Annotated in this window: 20 protein-coding genes; 11 read left to right on the forward strand and 9 right to left on the reverse strand. The window is 70.8% G+C overall.

What is annotated here, in order from left to right:
* Positions 1 to 34 precede the first annotated feature (34 nt).
* Positions 35 to 160 (reverse strand): hypothetical protein, encoded by a 126-nt coding sequence (locus ACXMDP_RS15720; protein ID WP_457766982.1) that lies wholly within the window; start codon positions 158 to 160, stop codon positions 35 to 37.
* Between the two features lie 181 nt (positions 161 to 341).
* Here ACXMDP_RS15720 and ACXMDP_RS15725 point away from each other — a divergent pair, with 181 nt between their 5' ends.
* Both ACXMDP_RS15725 and ACXMDP_RS15730 read left to right on the forward strand, forming a co-directional pair.
* A complete protein-coding gene (locus ACXMDP_RS15725; protein ID WP_259730393.1) occupies positions 342 to 1157 on the forward strand; it encodes a sterol desaturase family protein in 816 nt (271 codons plus the stop codon).
* Between the two features lie 129 nt (positions 1158 to 1286).
* Complete coding sequence (locus ACXMDP_RS15730) at positions 1287 to 1658, forward strand: AbrB family transcriptional regulator (protein WP_094514962.1); 372 nt, start codon at positions 1287 to 1289, stop codon at positions 1656 to 1658.
* 17 nt (positions 1659 to 1675) lie between these two features.
* Here the strand turns inward: ACXMDP_RS15730 and ACXMDP_RS15735 are convergent, their stop codons facing one another.
* Both ACXMDP_RS15735 and ACXMDP_RS15740 read right to left on the reverse strand, forming a co-directional pair.
* Positions 1676 to 1927, reverse strand: a complete 252-nt coding sequence (locus ACXMDP_RS15735) for a hypothetical protein (protein WP_094514966.1) — start codon at positions 1925 to 1927, stop codon at positions 1676 to 1678.
* Between the two features lie 242 nt (positions 1928 to 2169).
* The gene (locus tag ACXMDP_RS15740; protein ID WP_255141600.1) at positions 2170 to 2334 is read right to left on the reverse strand and encodes a hypothetical protein; all 165 of its coding nucleotides are present in this window, start codon (positions 2332 to 2334) and stop codon (positions 2170 to 2172) included.
* 107 nt (positions 2335 to 2441) lie between these two features.
* On the opposite strand from ACXMDP_RS15740, the gene ACXMDP_RS15745 reads away from it, so the two are divergent.
* Both ACXMDP_RS15745 and ACXMDP_RS15750 read left to right on the forward strand, forming a co-directional pair.
* Entirely contained in the window at positions 2442 to 3422 is a 981-nt protein-coding gene (locus tag ACXMDP_RS15745) for a transglutaminase family protein (RefSeq protein ID WP_259730394.1), read from the forward strand.
* A complete protein-coding gene (locus ACXMDP_RS15750; RefSeq protein WP_259730395.1) occupies positions 3419 to 4273 on the forward strand; it encodes a PhzF family phenazine biosynthesis protein in 855 nt (284 codons plus the stop codon). The genes ACXMDP_RS15745 and ACXMDP_RS15750 overlap by 4 nt, the downstream gene beginning before the upstream one ends.
* A gap of 554 nt (positions 4274 to 4827) precedes the next feature.
* On the opposite strand, the gene ACXMDP_RS15755 is transcribed toward ACXMDP_RS15750, so the two are convergent.
* Positions 4828 to 5181, reverse strand: coding sequence for a DUF7734 family protein (locus ACXMDP_RS15755; RefSeq protein WP_259730396.1), 354 nt, complete (start codon positions 5179 to 5181; stop codon positions 4828 to 4830).
* Positions 5181 to 5795 carry a DUF3177 family protein gene (locus ACXMDP_RS15760; protein WP_259730397.1) on the reverse strand — a complete coding sequence of 205 codons (615 nt, stop codon included), beginning with the start codon at positions 5793 to 5795 and terminating at the stop codon, positions 5181 to 5183. The genes ACXMDP_RS15755 and ACXMDP_RS15760 overlap by 1 nt, the downstream gene beginning before the upstream one ends.
* Before the next feature lie 59 nt (positions 5796 to 5854).
* On the opposite strand from ACXMDP_RS15760, the gene ACXMDP_RS15765 reads away from it, so the two are divergent.
* From ACXMDP_RS15765 to ACXMDP_RS15780, 4 genes are read left to right on the forward strand one after another with little or no spacing between them, the layout of a single operon-like run.
* Entirely contained in the window at positions 5855 to 7150 is a 1296-nt protein-coding gene (locus tag ACXMDP_RS15765) for an FIST signal transduction protein (protein ID WP_259730398.1), read from the forward strand.
* Positions 7151 to 7156: 6 nt separating this feature from the next.
* The gene (trmB, locus tag ACXMDP_RS15770; RefSeq protein WP_311134153.1) at positions 7157 to 7858 is read left to right on the forward strand and encodes a tRNA (guanosine(46)-N7)-methyltransferase TrmB; all 702 of its coding nucleotides are present in this window, start codon (positions 7157 to 7159) and stop codon (positions 7856 to 7858) included.
* On the forward strand, positions 7859 to 9199 hold the full coding sequence (locus ACXMDP_RS15775) for an IctB family putative bicarbonate transporter (protein ID WP_259730399.1): 1341 nt from the start codon (positions 7859 to 7861) through the stop codon (positions 9197 to 9199).
* Complete coding sequence (locus tag ACXMDP_RS15780; protein WP_259730400.1) at positions 9192 to 10220, forward strand: BadF/BadG/BcrA/BcrD ATPase family protein; 1029 nt, start codon at positions 9192 to 9194, stop codon at positions 10218 to 10220. The genes ACXMDP_RS15775 and ACXMDP_RS15780 overlap by 8 nt, the downstream gene beginning before the upstream one ends.
* Here ACXMDP_RS15780 and glmM read toward each other — a convergent pair whose 3' ends face one another.
* Positions 10221 to 11618, reverse strand: coding sequence for a phosphoglucosamine mutase (glmM, locus tag ACXMDP_RS15785; protein ID WP_259730401.1), 1398 nt, complete (start codon positions 11616 to 11618; stop codon positions 10221 to 10223).
* 65 nt (positions 11619 to 11683) lie between these two features.
* Positions 11684 to 11902, reverse strand: coding sequence for a hypothetical protein (locus ACXMDP_RS15790; protein WP_094514987.1), 219 nt, complete (start codon positions 11900 to 11902; stop codon positions 11684 to 11686).
* A 113-nt stretch (positions 11903 to 12015) separates the two neighbouring features.
* Here ACXMDP_RS15790 and ACXMDP_RS15795 point away from each other — a divergent pair, with 113 nt between their 5' ends.
* Positions 12016 to 13899 carry a lytic transglycosylase domain-containing protein gene (locus ACXMDP_RS15795; protein WP_457766983.1) on the forward strand — a complete coding sequence of 628 codons (1884 nt, stop codon included), beginning with the start codon at positions 12016 to 12018 and terminating at the stop codon, positions 13897 to 13899.
* Between the two features lie 34 nt (positions 13900 to 13933).
* Here ACXMDP_RS15795 and ACXMDP_RS15800 read toward each other — a convergent pair whose 3' ends face one another.
* Positions 13934 to 14470 (reverse strand): hypothetical protein, encoded by a 537-nt coding sequence (locus ACXMDP_RS15800; RefSeq protein WP_259730716.1) that lies wholly within the window; start codon positions 14468 to 14470, stop codon positions 13934 to 13936.
* A 28-nt stretch (positions 14471 to 14498) separates the two neighbouring features.
* Positions 14499 to 14912: an NIL domain-containing protein gene (locus ACXMDP_RS15805; RefSeq protein WP_094513552.1), complete on the reverse strand. Its 414-nt coding sequence runs from the start codon at positions 14910 to 14912 to the stop codon at positions 14499 to 14501.
* Positions 14913 to 15036: 124 nt separating this feature from the next.
* On the opposite strand from ACXMDP_RS15805, the gene ACXMDP_RS15810 reads away from it, so the two are divergent.
* Positions 15037 to 15603: a thioredoxin domain-containing protein gene (locus tag ACXMDP_RS15810; RefSeq protein WP_259730715.1), complete on the forward strand. Its 567-nt coding sequence runs from the start codon at positions 15037 to 15039 to the stop codon at positions 15601 to 15603.
* Positions 15604 to 15633: 30 nt separating this feature from the next.
* Complete coding sequence (thyX, locus tag ACXMDP_RS15815; RefSeq protein ID WP_259730714.1) at positions 15634 to 16359, forward strand: FAD-dependent thymidylate synthase; 726 nt, start codon at positions 15634 to 15636, stop codon at positions 16357 to 16359.
* Positions 16360 to 16390: the final 31 nt, after the last annotated feature.

Here is a 16390-nt window from a genome sequence, read left to right on the forward strand (position 1 = left end):
CGCCCGGTCGCAGATCTGCGCGGTAACGAGCTGATCACGCAGCAGCTGGCGGAACCCGGCGCAGGGGATTCCCAGGCTTGACGGCGTTCTGCAGCCGGTCGCGGTCCGCGAGGGCGGAGTCGTGTGCCCGCACCCGGAAGGCGGCGGTGGTGACGGTCAAGACCAGCACGGCGCTTCCAGCCACGGCCAGGAGCGCCAGCCGTTCTGTGCCGACCACCCCCGGTGTGGCATTGCGAACAGAACCTTGGCGGGTTGGGGGGACAGCCGGGTGCGTGCCAGGGGGAAACCCACCCTGGAGGAATCGGCCAGCGCCCATACGGTGAAGGGAATGGCGGTCAGGCATGCAGAGCCACGGGTTCGGCTTCTACGTGGTGGTGTTCTTCGCGGTGATCGTGCTGCGCTACTTCCTCGTGGCCGGAATCTCCCATCTGCTGTTGTACCGATCTGAGCCGACGGGCGCCACGGCGATCGTGGCCGCAGCGGCTTCGCCGCAGCCTCCGGCGATCGGCCGCCGCCCCTCGCGCCGCTGGATCGGCCATGACATCCGGCTCTCGATGATGTCGGCGGCGATCTTCGCACTGGCCACCGCCGCGATGATGACGGCCTACAACCATGGCTTCACCCTGCTATACGACGGCACCAGCATGCGTGGCCTGCTCTATGCCGCGTTCAGCTATGGCGCCGTGCTGATCCTGCAGGACGGTTATTTTTTCGCCACCCATCGGTTGTTCCATCACCCTGCCCTGTTCGCGCGCTGGCATCAGGGTCATCACCGATCGCCGTGCCCTACACCCTGGACCTCCTTCGCTTTCGATCCGGCCGAAGCGGCGGTCCAGGCGGTGTTCCTCGTGGCGATCGTGTTCGTGGTGCCCCTCCATGTGGTGACCCTGCTGGCGGTGCTCACCACCATGAGCGTGTGGGCGGTGGTGAACCACCTCGGCCTCGATCGCCTGCCCGGTTCATTTCCGCACCACTGGCTGGGACGCTGGGTGATCGGCCCCCAGCATCATTCGCTCCACCACCGCAGGCACAGCGTTCACTTCGGTCTTTATTTCACGTTCTGGGACATCCTCTGCGGCACCCAGGATCCTGTCTATAGCAGGGAACTGAGCCCTCGTCCAGAGCCATCATGCCCAGTGTCGCCAGGGACCAGCTAAGCGAAGACGCTCCATTTTCGGGCTCGGTCATACGATGTTGCCGCTGGATCGCAGCTTGAATTGGCCACCCACTTGCAGAGGCATACCCTTCGATTGCTATGTTGAAGACGTCTTCAGGCGCATCCGAACATGCTCACTGGATCTGATTTGCTGGCCAAAGTCAAGGAGCTTGGCGATGCCTCCAAGTCTGAGCTCGTCCGCAGCTGCGGTTATCTCAGCACCAAGAAGGACGGCACCGAGCGGCTCAACTTCACGGCCTTCTACGAAGCTCTGCTGGAAGCCAAAGGCGTGAGCCTCGGCAATGGCGCGGGCTCACCGGTCAGCAAGGGCGGCCGCAAACTCAGCTTCGTGGCCACCGTGCAAGGCAATGGAAACCTGCTGGTGGGCAAGGCCTACACCGGTCTGCTCGATCTCAAACCCGGCGATGAGTTCGAACTGAAGCTGGGCCGCAAGCAGATCCGCCTCGTGCCGGTCGGCGGCGACGACACCGACGAAGACTGATCGTCGGCCCTGAGCGATCAACCCTGGGCAAAGGGTGTTGCAGCCAGTTGCTGGCGCAGCCGATCAATTGACCGACCGGTCCTATCGTGCTGCGCCACCCAAACGAGCGGGCACAGGATCAACGAGAAGCCCAGGGTGAGCGGGACCAGTCCCAGCGCCCACAGGATGCATCGGTTACCGCAGAGATAGTGCACCCGCTGGTGCTCGTTGATCATTCCGTACCGCCGGGCGGCCATCACGATCGCCTGTTCTTCTTCCGTCAGTCCCATCGCCAGGGGGCTCTTGAAGACGCAGAACTGTTGTAGAGGCCCAGGGTTGAGGTTCCGTTAAGGCCACCAAGCCGGAGCACCCGTCAGGGTTTGTGGCACCACAGGCGGTTGTGTCGACCGTCACGGCGATGGACTGAACCGGGTGGTCCGGTGTGCGGCTCGCCAGTTGTTGTGTTGGCGTGTGTGGTGCCCAGTTCCGTGGTGCCGGTCACCGGCAGCGCGCGGGGAAGGGGCCTGGCTGCTCAGCTGTTGTCGGCTCGTTCGATCGGCGCCAGGCTGCGCAGATAGCGCTTGCGCTGCCCTGAAGCCCAGGGCTCGTCGATGCGCGTGGACAGGGCGCCGTCGGGGTCGGCTTCAGGACCGGCCGGCTCAGGCCCGGCCAGGGATCGGGGAAGCGACTTGTTCATGACGACACATTAAGGAGGCGGCTGGCAGGCCGTTGGTGCGCGGCACAGCCAAACGCATGTGTCAGCGAATGCCAAGCGATCCGGCGGCTCAACCTACGGGAGGCACGATGGTGAAACCCCTTGCACCAGCCGGCGCTGAGGCCGAACTCCCCCGACTGATGCTGTTTCACATCCGCCATCGCCTCGATTACAGCTACGACCATCCGGTCTTCCTTGAGCCGATGACGCTGCGGCTGACACCGCGGCAGGACGCGAGCCAACGTCTGCTGCGTCACAGCCTGCGCATCGTGGAGCCCCCCCTGGGCCAGGCGAGCATCGTGGAGCCCGACGGCAGTGATGCCGTGGTGCTGTGGTTCGGGGAGAAGCGGCAGTCGCTGGTGATCGAGGTGGAGTCGGTGGTGGAGACCCTGCGCGACAACCCGTTCGCCTGGATCGTCACCGATGCCGGCGCTCAGCATCTGCCGGCGCACTACCAACCGGGGGAAGCCGCCTCGCTGGCCCCCAGCTGCGGCGGAGCCGTGGCGGAGCCGGTGCGCAGCTGGGCGGCCGAGCTGGCCGCCGGTGCCCAGCACCACACGCTCGATTTCCTCACCCAGCTCACCGACACCATCCACCTCACCTTCCATCACGTGGGCCGGCCTGACGGTGAACCGCTGCCCGCCAGCGACTGCCTCACCAGCCGCTGCGGAGCCTGTCGTGACACGGCGATGCTGTTCGTGGAGGCCTGCCGCAGCCAGGGGCTGGCAGCGCGCTTCGTGAGCGGCTACTCGATGCACCACCCCCCGGAGGTGAGCGAGCAGGAGCTGCATGCCTGGGCGGAGGTGTACTTGCCCGGCGGAGGCTGGCGTGCCTACGACCCGAGCCTCGGTCTGGCCGTAGCCGACGGCCATGTGGCGATCGCCGCCGCCCCCGACCACCAGCTGGCCGCACCGGTGTCGGGCACCTACCGCGGCACCGGCATCGGTTCCAACATGGGTTACACCGTGCGGCTGCGGGCGGCGGCAACCGCCGCGGAGCTGAACCTGCCGCCAGCCGATGCCTTCCCTGGTAGCGGCGCTTCGCTTGGCGAGGGGGCCGCGATCCGTTGAGCCTTTCCTCCACCCTGCCCTCCCAACTGCACCGCCTGGCCGCCTTCACCGACCGCGCCGATGGTGGCAATCCGGCCGGGGTCTGGATGGGCGAGACGTTGCCGCAGGTGGAGGCGATGCAACGCCTCGCCACGGCGGTGGGGTATTCGGAAACCGCGTTCCTCACACCGGACCACGGCGACCAGTGGCAGGTGCGCTACTTCAGCCCGGTGGGGGAGGTGCCCTTCTGCGGCCACGCCACGATCGCGGCCGCCGTGCTGCTGGCGGACACCGGAGCCGGCCGGAGCTTCGTGTTTCAGACCCCGGTGGGGGCGGTGCCGGTGCAGGTGGAGGAGCGGGAGGGCGTGCTGCAGGCGTCGCTCACCTCAGTGGAACCCCGCCAGGCGCCGGCCTCTGAGGCCCTGGTGGCCGGGGCACTCGAGGCCCTGGGCTGGCAGGCGGCGGAGCTCGACCCGGCCCTGCCAGCGGTGAAGGCCTACGCAGGCGCATGGCACCTGGTGCTGGCCGCCGCCACGGCCGAACGCCTGGCCCAGCTCCACTACGCCTTCGACCCCCTCAAGGCGCTGATGCTGCGCGAAGACCTGCTCACCCTGCAGCTGGTGTGGCGCCAGGACCGCCAGCTGTTCCACAGCCGCAACCCCGCTCCGGTGTGCGGGGTGGTGGAGGATCCGGCCACCGGCTCGGCCGCTGCCGCGCTGGGCGGGTACCTGCGCGCCGCCGGCCTTGTCGCCGTGCCCACCACGCTGCAGATCCGCCAGGGCGAGGCCATGGGCCGGCCCAGCCAGCTGCGGGTCACGATTCCGCCCACCGGCGGGATCGTGGTGAGCGGCGGCGCGGTGCGCCTGCCTTGAGCGGGCGGGGCCTGGGCAAGGCGCACTGGCTGCTGCTGGGCCTGGCGCTGGGCTTAGGACTTGGCCTGGGCGTGGTGACCGCCAGCGGCCCCGTCAGCGCAGCAGGCGCGGGTGGGGCTGGGCCCACTGCCCACTGCGAGGCGCTCCGGGCCGCGTTGGAGCAGGACCTGCGCCAGGCACTGGCAGCGGAAACGGCCTTGCTGTCGCGCACCCGCCGCGCGATCTGCCCCGACCTGGAGGGGCCCGCTGAGGCGCCGGCAGTGGTGCCGCCAGTGGCCGCGGCCACCCAGGCCCCTGGCCCGGAAGCGACAGCGGCAACAGCACCAGCCGGGACGTTTAAGGCCGCCGGGGCTGGCACAGCCGAGGCCCCGGCGATCGATTTCGGTGCCCTGCGGGCCTGCCGGCAGGAGGCCGAGCGGCAGGTGCAGAGCCGCTGGCCCCTGCTGTATACCGATCAGGCCCGTTTCCGCTACTTCACCCCCGCCGGGGCGGCCCTGGCCCGTGAGGCAGATGCCCTGCGGCAGCGCCGTGCGGCGGCGGGCTGCCTGCTCGGCTCACCCCCAGGCCGCCGGGTCGAGGAAACCGTCCAACCCACAGGCCTCCACCAGCACCTGTTCGTTGCTGGGATCGAGCGGGCCGGCCAGCAGTTCGGCGCTGCCGAGCACGGCACCGGGCGGTAGGGCGCTCTGGTCGGGGTCGTAGGCGGTGGGGTGGGTGACGCTGCTCGAGAAACCGCGAAAAATCAGCAGTTCAAAGGGCTCCCAGGCAGAGGTTTGCGCAGCAGCAGCCTCCACCTCAGCAGCCTCCAGCGCCAGGGGCAACTGCCCGCGCAGGCGCAGGACGCGGTCGGGGTGCTCGCGGCTGATCTGCTCAAGGCGCTGCAGCAGTGACGAAGGGCCCGGCCCCATCAGAAACCGCCCGCCACCCGGCCGAAGCGGGGCAGCCGCACCAGCAGCCACTGCAGCATCCCCACCGCATAAAAGGCCAGCGCCAGGTAGCCGAAGAAGGCCGTCAGCCCTGGGGTGAGCTGCCCGCCGAACACGAAGCCGAACACCCGCACGGCCACGGCGTGCAGGTGCCGGGGCGCCTCCAGCCACACCTGGCACACCGGCCGGTTCACCCCACCCACCAGGCAGGTGAGTGCCGTGACGCTCAACACCGCCGCCGTGACGCCGTAGACGGTGAGCGCCCAGCGCCAGGCCCGCACGGTGAGCGGCAGGGGGCGCCAGGGGGGCAGGTCGTCGAGTTCCTCGTTGAGATCCACCCAGAACCACACGGCCACCACCACCAGCAGCTCGGCCACCAACGCCACCACATAACCCAGCGGGCGGGCATCGATCAGCAGCAGCACGGAGATGCCCAGCAGGCTGGCCACCTTCCAATAAATGGAGAGCAGACGCACCAGAGCACCTTCCCGCCGCGCGACAGCCCACACCAGCAGAACGAGCGGCAGCCCGACGGCGAACACCACCGCGAGGCGGTAATCCAGCCAGACCAGGGTCCGATAAAGCAGATCTGGCACAGGGGCGGTACGGGAAGCGCCATTATCCGTAGTCGTGCTCCGGCAGTAGGGTCCAGTCCATGGCTGCGCTTTCCCTGCCCTCCTGGCTCAAACGCGGTGAAGCGCCGGCCTCGTGCCAGACGGCCCTGTCCCGTCAGCCGTCCCTGGAAGCCGCTGTCGAGGATGTGGCGAAGGCCCTCGGCAACCGTGGCACCAACGATCTGGCGCTGGTGTTCTGCTCCACCAGCTACGCCAGTGACCTGCCACGCCTGCTGCCGCTGCTGCGCAGCCGCCTGAATGCACGCCACTGGATCGGTTGCGCCGGCGGTGGAGTGGTCGGCACCGATGCCAGCGGGCAGGCGCGGGAACTGGAGCAGCAGCCGGCGTTGAGCGTCACCCTGCTGCGGCTGCCGGGGGCCGATCTGCAGCTGTTCGAGCTGGATCCGGCCTCCCTGCCCGATCTCGATGGCGACAACCTCGACTGGATCAACTGGGTGGGCGCCGACCCGGAGCGGGCCCGCTCCATGCTCCTGTTCGTGGATCCCACCTGCCAGAAGATCAACGATCTGATCAGCGGCCTGGATTACGCCTACCCGTCAGCTGCCAAGGTGGGCGGCATCGCCGGCCACCACAGCGCCGAACACGGCTCGCTGCTGTTTGACGGCCGCGTGCTCACCGGCGCGGTGGGCTGCCTGATCGGCGGCGCCTGGCGGCTGGATCCGGTGGTGGCCCAGGGCTGCCGGCCGATCGGGCCGGTGTTCGAGATCGAGCAGGCGGAACGCAACGTGGTGCTGCAGCTCAGCTCCGGCGCGCAGACCAACAGCCCGGTCAACTGCCTGCAGGGGATCCTGCAGTCGCTCACGCCGGCGGAACGGGAGCAGGTGCGCCATTCGCTGTTTCTGGGCGTGGCGCGGAGCAACTTCAGCCTTCCCGGTGACAGCAGCCAGGCGGAGCCCACCGCCTTCCTGGTGCGCAATCTGCTGGGCGTCGACCCGCGCAACGGCGCCGTGGCCGTGGCGGAAAAACTGCGGGTGGGCCAGCAGGTGCAGTTCCAGCTGCGCGATGCGGCCGCCTCACGCCAGGAACTGCGGCAGTTGCTGCGCCGCCAGGCCCGCACCGACGACGCGCCCCTGGCGGCGCTGCTGTTCGCCTGCCTGGGCCGCGGCGCAGGCCTCTACGGCCAGCCCGATGGCGATGTGAGCGTGTGCCGCGAGCAGTTCCCGCAGGTGCCCATCGCCGGGGCCTTCTGCAACGGCGAGATCGGCCCGGTGGCGGGCACCACCCACCTGCACGGCTATACGGCCAGCTGGGGCTTCCTGGTGCCCAACCACGACGACGACGGCGTGCCCCCCGCGGCTGCCCGCGCCGAGGGCTGAGCCTTGGTGCGTCAGCACGTCAACCCGCTCAGCCGGGTGCACCAGCAGCCGCGGCCGTTGCCGCCGCTGCTGGAGCTGTTCGCCCAGCCCCAGCTGCCGCTCCATCTCGACATCGGCAGCGCCCGGGGCCGCTTCCTGCTGGCGATGGCGCCGCTGCAGCCCGGCACCAACTTTCTTGGGGTGGAGATCCGCCGGGTGCTGGTGGAGGCCGCCGAGCACGACCGCCGCAGCCTGCAGCTCGACAACCTGCGCTTCCTGTTCTGCAACGCCAATGTGAGCCTGCTGGACTGGCTGGCGCAGCTGCCGCCGGGCCGCCTGCAGCGGGTCACGCTGCAGTTCCCCGATCCCTGGTTCAAGAAACGGCACCAGAAGCGGCGGGTGCTGCAGCCGGCGCTGGTGGCGGCCCTGGCGGCGGCGCTGCCCCCCGGCGGCGAGCTGCTGCTGCAGAGCGATGTGGAGGCGGTGATCGTGCCCATGGTGCAGGTCACCGAGGCGAGCGGGTGCTTCGATCGGCCCGCCGAAGACCCGCGGCCGTACCGCCCCACGAACCCGCTGCCGGTGGCCACCGAGCGGGAGCAGCACGTGCTGTCACTGGGGCTGCCGGTGTACCGGGTGCTGTACCGGCGCAACGGCGCGGCCGCGCCCGGTCCGGGGGGGCTGGAGCAAGCCGCCTGCCGCACCCATAATCCGCCCACGCCCGGCGCCTGAATGTCTTCCACCTCCCCCACCGCCCTGGGCCCCGCCAGCGGCTCCGTTCCCTGGCTGCTGCGCTGGCAGGGCCTGCTGGCGGGCTGGGCAGCCGGACCGCTGGGCCGTCGCCTGCCGCTGCTGGCCGGCCTGGTGCTCTCCGCGCTGATGGCCGGGCTGCCGCTGGTGACCCGCACCGGCCTCAGCCTGCTGATCACGGCGGCGGGGCTGCTGTGGCTGCTGTGGGCGCTGTGCACACCGGCGGGGCGGATCGGGCCCATCAGCGGCTGGCTGCTGGTGATGCTGGGCGTGTCGGTGCTGGCCACGGGCTTTTCGCCGGTGCCTGCAGCGGCGGCCAACGGGCTGATCAAGCTGCTGAGCTATCTCGGGGTGTATGCGCTGATGCGGCAGCTGCTGGCCACGGCGCCGCCCTGGTGGGACCGCATCACGGCCTGCCTGCTGGGCGGCAGCCTGCTGGTGAGCGTGATCGGCATCCGCCAGCTCTACGCCGATTCCTCCGCCCTGGCCCGCTGGTCTGATCCCAATTCGGTGGCGCAGGGAACGGTGCGGATCTACAGCACGCTCGACAACCCCAACCTGCTGGCCGGCTACCTGCTGCCGATCCTGCCGATCGCCGTGGTGGCGCTGCTGCGCTGGCAGCGGCTGAGCGCCCGGCTGTTTGCGCTCACCACCGCCGTGCTCGGCAGTGCGGCCCTGGTGCTCACCTACAGCCGCGGCGGCTGGTTGGGCCTGGTGGCCGCCTACGGGGTGCTGGCGGTGCTGCTGCTGCTGCGCTTCACCCGTCACTGGCCGGTGTTCTGGCGGCGCGTGTTTCCACTGCTGCTGATGGTGCTGGCGGGGCTGGTGCTGGCGGTGGCGATCGCCAAGGTGGAGCCGCTGCGGGTGCGGGTGATGAGCCTGGGCGCCGGCCGGGAGGACAGCTCCAACAATTTCCGCATCAACGTGTGGATGGCGGCGATCGAAATGATCAAGGACCGCCCCTGGCTGGGCATCGGGCCGGGCAACAGCGCCTTCAACCTGATCTATCCGCTGTACCAGCAACCCAAATTCAACGCGCTCAGCGCCTACTCAATCCCGCTGGAACTGGCGGTGGAAGGGGGCATCCCCGGCCTGCTGGCCGGGCTGGGGCTGCTGGTGGCCAGTGTGAGGCTGGGGCTGACCCAGGTGCGCGCCAACGGCCACCAGGCCCTGCCGGCGTTGGCGGCGGTGGCCGTGATCGCCGGCCTGGCCGTGCAGGGGGTCACCGACACGATTTTCTTCCGACCGGAGGTGCAGCTCAGCGGTTGGTTCTGCCTGGCCACCCTGTCAACGCTGCCGGCCGCCGCCCGAGCGGATGGCTGAGAGCGCAATGACCGATAACGAGCCGCCCGCCCTGCTGGCCGGCTTCGATGCCGGCCAGACCCACACCACCTGCCGCCTGGCGGCAGTGGATCCCGGCGGCGGCTGGCGGGTGCTCGCGGAGGGCCAGGGCCCGGGGGTGAGCCATCTGGAGGCCGCCGGCGGCGAGGAACGCTTCGGCGACGCCCTGCACACCAGCCTGCAGGCGGCCCTGGGTGCGGCTGGGCTGGGCGCTATTGGGCTGGCCAGGGCAGGTGCCCCCCTGCTTGCCGCCGCAGGCGTGGGCGCCAGCGGCATCGAGCACGGCAGCACGGTGCAGCAGCGGGGGCAGGCGCTGGCGGCGGCGGCGCTGCAGCTGCCTGCGGAACGCGTGCTGGTCACCGGCGATGAGCGCACCGCCCTGCGTGGCGCCTTCAGCGCCGACGGCCCCGCCGGCGCCGGCATCGTGGTGATCAGCGGCACCGGCTGCATCGCGCTGGGCCGCGACGGCCGCGGCCGCGAGCACCGCTGCGGCGGCTGGGGCTGGCTGCTCGATCAGGGCGGCTCCGCCTGCGATCTGGGCCGCGACGCGCTGGCGCTGGCGCTGGAGATGGCCGATGGCCGGCGGCCGGACACCGGGCTGCGCTCCGCGCTGTGGCAGGCCCTCGCCTCTGGTGAGGAGCTGGTGACGGCCCAGCGGGTGAAGGCGATGGTGGTGGCGCCGGCGTTCGGGGCCGCCGGCTTCGCGCGCCTGGCCCCCTGTGTGGAGGCGCTGGCGGCGGCAGGCGACGAGGACGCGCTGGCGGTGCTGCAACGCTCCGCCGACGCCCTCGCTGGCCTGGTGCGGGGCGTGGCGGCGGCGCTGGAACTGGAGCAGCCGCGGGTGTGCGGCCAGGGCGGCGCCCTGCGCCACCTGCCCACCTACGCCGCGGCCTACCGGCAGGCGCTGGCCACCCGCCTGCCCGGCGCCACGCTGGTGGAGGCCGCCGGTGATGCCTGCGACGGTGCCCTCAGCCTCGCCGCCGATCAGCTGGCTGATCTCTGATCAAACCCCGTTGAGCTCGGCGGCCGCCAGGTCGGCCAGATGCGACGACCAGTGATCGACGGCGGCGGGTTCGGCCGCTTCCACCATCACCCGCAGCAGCGGTTCGGTGCCGCTGGCCCGCACCAGCACGCGGCCTTCGCCGCCCATGGCCGCCTCCGCCTGCGCCACTGCCTCGCGCAGGGGCAGGCACTCCTGCCAGTGCTGACGCCGCTGGCGGTCGGGCACGATCACGTTCACCAGCACCTGGGGATAGGGCGAGAAGCTGGTGTCCATCCAGTCGGCCAGGGAGCCGCCACCGGCGTGGATGCGGGTGGCCACCTGCAAGGCCGTGAGCAGGCCATCGCCGCTCATGCCGTGATGGGCCGAGAGGATGTGGCCCGACTGCTCACCGCCAAGGGCAGCGCCGCTGACGGCCATGGCGGCATGCACGTGCTGATCGCCCACGGGGGTGCGATCGAGCACGCCACCACGCGCCAGCCAGGCCCGCTCGAAGCCGAGGTTGGACATCACCGTGGCCACCAGGCGGCTGCCGGGCAGCTCACCGGCCGCCAGCAGCTCACCGCCCCAGAGGTAGAGGACCTGGTCGCCGTCCACCACCCGGCCGCGGCCGTCCACGGCCAGCATGCGGTCGGCGTCGCCATCGAACGCGAAGCCCATCGCCGCGCCATGGGCCAGCACCGCCTGCCGCAGCGGCTCCAGGTGGGTGCTGCCGCAGCCCATGTTGATGCGGCTGCCGTCGGGGGTGCCATGCAGCACCGTGAGATCGGCGCCGAGGGCGCGGAACACCGCTTCACCGCAGGCGGTGGCCGATCCCCAGCAGAGGTCGAGCACGATCGGGCAACCGTCCAGTCGGCGCCCCGCCACGCTCGCCAGCAGGGTGTCGGTGTAGGCGGCCAGCAGCTCGGGCCGCTGCCGCACGGCACCGCAGACACCGGAGGAGGCGCTGGCCGTGGCGGTGGCACGGCCGCGCAGGCCGGCTTCGATCACCTCCTGCTGCTGCCGGTCAAGCTTGTCGCCGCTGGGGCCGAACACCTTGATGCCGTTGTCGTGGGGCGGGTTGTGGCTGGCCGACACCATCAGCCCGCCGGCGGCACCGCAACGGCGGATCGCACCGGGCACGGCGGGGGTGGGGCAGAGCCCGAGATCCCACACCTCACGGCCGGCCGCCGTGAGGCCGGCCGTGAGCGCCGCCACCACCATCGGGCCGCTGCTGCGGGAATCCATGCCGACCAGCACCGCACCTTCGGGCGGCAGCACCTGGCCGCACCAGTAGCCCACCTGCAGGGCCAGCAGGGGCGTGAGGTGGGTGCCGACGCGGCCGCGGATGCCGTCGGTGCCGAACCAGGTCCCACCGGCACTGAGTGGCGGGCCGATGGGCAGGGGGGCCGGCTCCGCCATGAACACGCAATCGCTGGGCGCAGATTAGGAGCAGGCCTCCAGGCGGATGCTCCAGACGGCGCCAGCTACACGCTGCGGCGCGGCCACCACACCCAGCGCACCAGTTCGGCCACGGCCCAGAGCAGCAGGGCTCCCACCACCCAGCCGGGCAACGCCCGCAGCGGCCAGAAGGGGCGCAGGAAGAAGACACCCGCCGCCAGGGCGGTCACGGCCAGGGCGCGGCGGCGCTGGCGGGCACCGGGCAGGGTCGTCAACCAGGGAGGCAGGGAGGGCCGCAGCGCCATGGCGATCGGAGACGTGGTTCCAGAATGCCAAGACTTTGCCGGCGTCAGCGCCACCCCTGTCGCCTGTGCCCAGTCTGCCAACGGCCGCTGCCCCGACGCGCGGCCCACGCACCTTGGCGTTCACCGTGCTGGGCAGCCTGGCCCTGCTGGTGCTGGGCCGTCAGGCGCTGAACGCCCGGCCCCTGCCCAGCCCCGACACCGCCACGGCGGCGCTGGAACGCACGCGGCACTGGGACCTGGACCCGGAGCGGCGCCGCGAGGCCAGCCTGCTGCTCACGGCCCGGGCGGCAGCCACGCCGGCCCGTCAGCGCCAGCTGCTGCAGGGCCAGGGCTGGGGCCGTGATCCGCTCGGCGCGGTGGCGCTCAAGCTCGATGCACTGGCGGCCGGCAAGCTCGGGCAACCCCTGGTGGCCACGGCCCGCTGGCGCGAGCTGCTGCGCCGCTTCCCGGCCGACCCCGCCAGCGCCGATGCGCTCTATGAGCTGGGCCGGCCCCGGGCCCGCTGGGGCGCGCGCTGGCCAGGGGCTGAAGGGCTGCTGCGCCAGACCTGCCAGCTGAAGACGCCACCACTGAGCGCCGCCGAGCGGCGGGTGCTGGCACGGGGGCTGGGGGAACTGGGTGATGGCGCCGCCGCCGCGGCCTGCCTGGCGGGGGCGCCGTCTGATGCGGCCACGGAGCTGGTGATCGGCCGGGCGCTGCTGAAGGGCACGGCGGCCCAGGGTCAGGCGGGCGAGGCGCGGCTGCTGGCCCTGGCCAGCCGCTGGCCGGCGGCACCGGAAGCGCTGGAGGCCGCCCGCCTGCTGAGCGGCAACGACAGCCCGACGACCCTGGCGCGGCTGGCACGGTTGCCACAGGCGTTGCAGCAGAGCGCGCCGGTGGCAGCCCGCCGCGCCGCCACCAGCGGCAGGGGCTGGCAACAGGTGCTGGGCCGCTGGCCCACCGATCCCGCCAGCTGGGAGCTGCAGTGGGAGCTGGCGCGCGAGGCCCTGCTGAAGCGCCGCTGGGCGGCGGCGGCGGTGCTGCTCTCGGCGCTGGAGCCGCAGCAACTGCCCAGCCCGCTGGCGGCACGGCAACTGTTCTGGCTGGGCTACGCGCAGCAGGAACTGGGCGAGCAGGAGGCCGCACGCCGCTCCTGGAGCCAGCTGCTGGAGCGCAACCCCTGGGGCTACTACGGCTGGCGGACACGGGTGCGGCTGGGGCTGGAGGCCCCGCTCGCCCTGCGCAGCAACGGCAGCAGCGAGGAAACCATGCCGCCCACCCCCCCGTGGCAACCGCTGCGCAGCGGCAACAGCAACCTCAACCGCCTATGGCGGCTGGACCAGCCGCTGGAGACCTGGGAGCGCTGGCGCACGGCGCGCCGCAACCAGCCGCCCCAGCAGCCGGCGGAGCTCACGGTGGAGGGCCGGCTGCGCCAGGGCGTGGGCGACGACTGGACGGGCCTCGGGCAGCTGGAACTGGCCAGCCTGCGCTGGGTGGGCGCCAGCTGCCGCGCCAGCCTGCCGCTGGAGCAGGCACTGCATCCGTTGCGTTTCGGCGCGATCTTCGGGGCGGCGGCCACGGCGGAGCGGCTCGACCCCGCCCTGCTGCTGGGGGTGGCGAAGCAGGAATCGCGCTTCACGCCGGGGGTGCGCTCCCCGGTCGGCGCCGTGGGGCTGCTGCAGCTGATGCCGGCCACGGCGGCGGAGCTGGCCGGGGCGCCGGTATCGGATGAACAGCTGCGCCAACCGGAGGTGAACGTGCCGCTGGGGGCCCGCTACCTGAACCAGCGGCTGCGCCAGTGGAGCGGCAATCCCTTCCTGACAGCCGCCAGCTACAACGCCGGCCAGGGCTCCGTGGGCTCCTGGCTGGAGGAGCCGCCCGACCCCAGCCTCTCGCTCAGCCGCGAGCCGGAACTGTGGGTGGAGGCGATCCCGTTCCCCGAAACCCGCCTCTACGTGAAGAAGGTGCTGGGCAACGTGTGGAGCTACCAGGCGCTGGCGCAACAGCAAGGCTGCTGAGCGTCAGCCGCAAGGCCGCAGCCTCGATCTGCTCTCACACCTGCAGCGGCCGCCAGATCCCCTCCAGGAACAGCCAGCGCCCCAGGCCGATGCCCACCAGCACGTAGAGGCTGAGCACCAGGGCCAGCTGCGGCGGCGGCGGCACCACCCGGATGCGGGCGAGGTCGAGGCGGGCCAGGAACACCGAGGAGCCGAGGATCAGCACCTCGGCCACCAGGCGGCCCAGATCGATCATGTAGATGGCGAGCACGCTCACCACCAGCAGCGAGAACACCAGCGTGAACACCTTGCTGGCGTTCATCAGCCGCGACACTTGGGCCAGCAGGTAGCCGGGCATGGTGCAGAGCACCACCACCATCATCGAGTGGAGGCACTCCACCGACAAGAACAACTGCTGGTGGCGCGGCAGCGCCAGCAGCGACACCGCCTCGTGCGGATAGACCAGCACCCACTGCATGCCGAGGTAGGCGCTCACCGCCAGCAGCACCACCAGGAACGGAGCGCGCAACGGCAGAAGCGTGAGCCGCAGCAGGGCCCGCACCGGGCCGTTACGGGGCTGGGCCTTCACCATGGCCGGCGGCGGCGGGGGGCAGGCGCCGTCATCGGGGCTCCAGCACCAAGGCGATCGCTTCGAGCGGACAGCTGGGGATGCACTGTTCGCAGACCAGGCAGCGTTGGGCATCGAAGCTAAGCCGCCAATCGGGTGGCGCACTGCTCAACGCGCCACTGGGGCAGACGCTGGAGCAGATGCCGCAGTCGACGCAACGGGCCGGATCGATGCGGATCTCACCGGGGGCGCGATCGAGCGAGAGGCCAAGGCTTTCAAGCCACAGCTCGGCGGCGTCGAGCTCGTCGATGTCGCCGGAGAGCTCCACCACCATGGTGCCGCTCTGGTTGGGGGCCACCTGGGCGCGCAGGATCTTGGCAGCGATGTCGAAATCCACCGCCAGGCGGTAGGTGATCGGCTGATGCACCGCCTGGCGCGGGAAGTGAAGGGTGAGGCGGCGCTTCAACGGAGGGGAGGGCGCTGCGAAACCCCATGCTGACGCACCTAGCCCCGGCTTGCAGTGTGCAGCCCCGGCCTGCAGCGCGTAGCTGCCAGAGTGCCCCAGCCCGAGGCGAGCCAACCACGCCCCGATGACCGAACCGCCCATCGACCCCATTTCCTCACCACCACTGGGGCGTCGCGAACGCATGGTGCTGGCCGGCCTGGCCGCGTTGCTGGCACTGGTGCTGTTCTTCGCGCGCGGCTGGCTGCAACCGCAGGCGCCGCTGGAGCAGCTGGCGCGGCGGTCGCTGGAGCTGCCGGTGGCGCTGGCGAGCGGGCGGCCCACGATCCTGGAGTTCTACGCCGACTGGTGTGAGTCGTGCCGCACGATGGCGCCGGCGATGGAGGCGGTGGAAAGCCAGAACCGCGGGAAGCTGAATGTGGTGCTGCTGAATGTGGACAACCCGCGTTGGGGCCCGGAGCTCGATCGTTTTGAGGTGAACGGCATCCCCCAGCTGGAGCTGTTCAACCGCAAGGGCCAACCGATCGGCCGCTCGCTGGGCCTGCGCAGCCCGGCCGAACTGGCCGCGATCACGATCGCCCTGCTTGACGACAAACCGTTGCCGCGCCTGGCCGGCGTCGGCAAGAGCAGTGGACTGGAGCAGGGACCGCAAAGCAGCGAACCCGCCGCCGTCGGCCCGCGCAGCCACGGCTGACGACACACCCACCCCTCACCGAGCCTGCCCATGGATCCCCGCTTCCGGGTTGAGCTGATCGCCGCCACCCCGAACCCGCAGCAGTGCGTGTATGCCGGCATGCATCAGGACTACAGCGAGGGCTTCGTGGCCGCCGACCGCGCCGACTGGCCGGATGAAACCAAGGCCGGTGAGATCTGCGTGAAGCGTCTGCTGGCCGGCGAACGCGGCCACTACGGCCCACTCGAGCACGCCCAGATTGTGCTGAACGTGGGCTGGTTCCCCCATTCCGTGATGCAACAGGCGCGCACCCATCGCGTGGGCGTGAGCTTCGATGTGCAGTCGATGAGATATACGGGCGACCGGATTCGCAAGGCTGCTAATAATGAGATAGACCTGGAAGAAGTATTTTATCTACGGCCCGTGGGCGCCTATAGCGACCGCCAAGGCAAGAAATACATCTACGACGAAACGCAGCGGGGCATCGATCTGGAGCTCTGCCGTGCTGCAGCGGGGCGTTACCGCGATCTGCTGGATGCCGGCTATGCGGAAGAGCACGCCCGCGGCATCCTGCCGTTCGACTACCGCCAGCACTTCGTGGTGAGCTTCACCCTGCGCGCGTTCCTGCACTTCCTCGATCTACGCGCCAAGCTCGATGCCCAGCAGGAGATCCGCGAACTCTGCGATCTGATGTGGCCGCACCTGCAGGAGTGGGTGCCGCAGTTTGCGGAGTGGTACGAGAAGAGCCGGCTGCATAAGGCGCGGTTGGCGCCTTGAGGACGAGAGTCTGACGCGGACGAAAAGCCTG

Source organism: Cyanobium sp. ULC065 (assembly GCF_977927515.1).

Excerpts from the sequence above, each read along its gene's own strand:
- ACXMDP_RS15810 (WP_259730715.1), top strand. The coding sequence starts at position 15,037 with ATGACCGAACCGCCCATCGACCCCATTTCCTCACCACCACTGGGGCGT.
- ACXMDP_RS15730 (WP_094514962.1), top strand. The coding sequence starts at position 1,287 with ATGCTCACTGGATCTGATTTGCTGGCCAAAGTCAAGGAGCTTGGCGAT.
- ACXMDP_RS15725 (WP_259730393.1), top strand. The coding sequence starts at position 342 with ATGCAGAGCCACGGGTTCGGCTTCTACGTGGTGGTGTTCTTCGCGGTG.
- ACXMDP_RS15800 (WP_259730716.1), bottom strand. The coding sequence starts at position 14,470 with ATGGTGAAGGCCCAGCCCCGTAACGGCCCGGTGCGGGCCCTGCTGCGG.
- thyX (WP_259730714.1), top strand. The coding sequence starts at position 15,634 with ATGGATCCCCGCTTCCGGGTTGAGCTGATCGCCGCCACCCCGAACCCG.
- ACXMDP_RS15740 (WP_255141600.1), bottom strand. The coding sequence starts at position 2,334 with ATGAACAAGTCGCTTCCCCGATCCCTGGCCGGGCCTGAGCCGGCCGGT.
- ACXMDP_RS15780 (WP_259730400.1), top strand. The coding sequence starts at position 9,192 with ATGGCTGAGAGCGCAATGACCGATAACGAGCCGCCCGCCCTGCTGGCC.
- ACXMDP_RS15755 (WP_259730396.1), bottom strand. The coding sequence starts at position 5,181 with ATGGGGCCGGGCCCTTCGTCACTGCTGCAGCGCCTTGAGCAGATCAGC.
- ACXMDP_RS15775 (WP_259730399.1), top strand. The coding sequence starts at position 7,859 with ATGTCTTCCACCTCCCCCACCGCCCTGGGCCCCGCCAGCGGCTCCGTT.
- ACXMDP_RS15735 (WP_094514966.1), bottom strand. The coding sequence starts at position 1,927 with ATGGGACTGACGGAAGAAGAACAGGCGATCGTGATGGCCGCCCGGCGG.
- ACXMDP_RS15790 (WP_094514987.1), bottom strand. The coding sequence starts at position 11,902 with ATGGCGCTGCGGCCCTCCCTGCCTCCCTGGTTGACGACCCTGCCCGGT.
- glmM (WP_259730401.1), bottom strand. The coding sequence starts at position 11,618 with ATGGCGGAGCCGGCCCCCCTGCCCATCGGCCCGCCACTCAGTGCCGGT.
- ACXMDP_RS15765 (WP_259730398.1), top strand. The coding sequence starts at position 5,855 with ATGGCTGCGCTTTCCCTGCCCTCCTGGCTCAAACGCGGTGAAGCGCCG.
- ACXMDP_RS15745 (WP_259730394.1), top strand. The coding sequence starts at position 2,442 with ATGGTGAAACCCCTTGCACCAGCCGGCGCTGAGGCCGAACTCCCCCGA.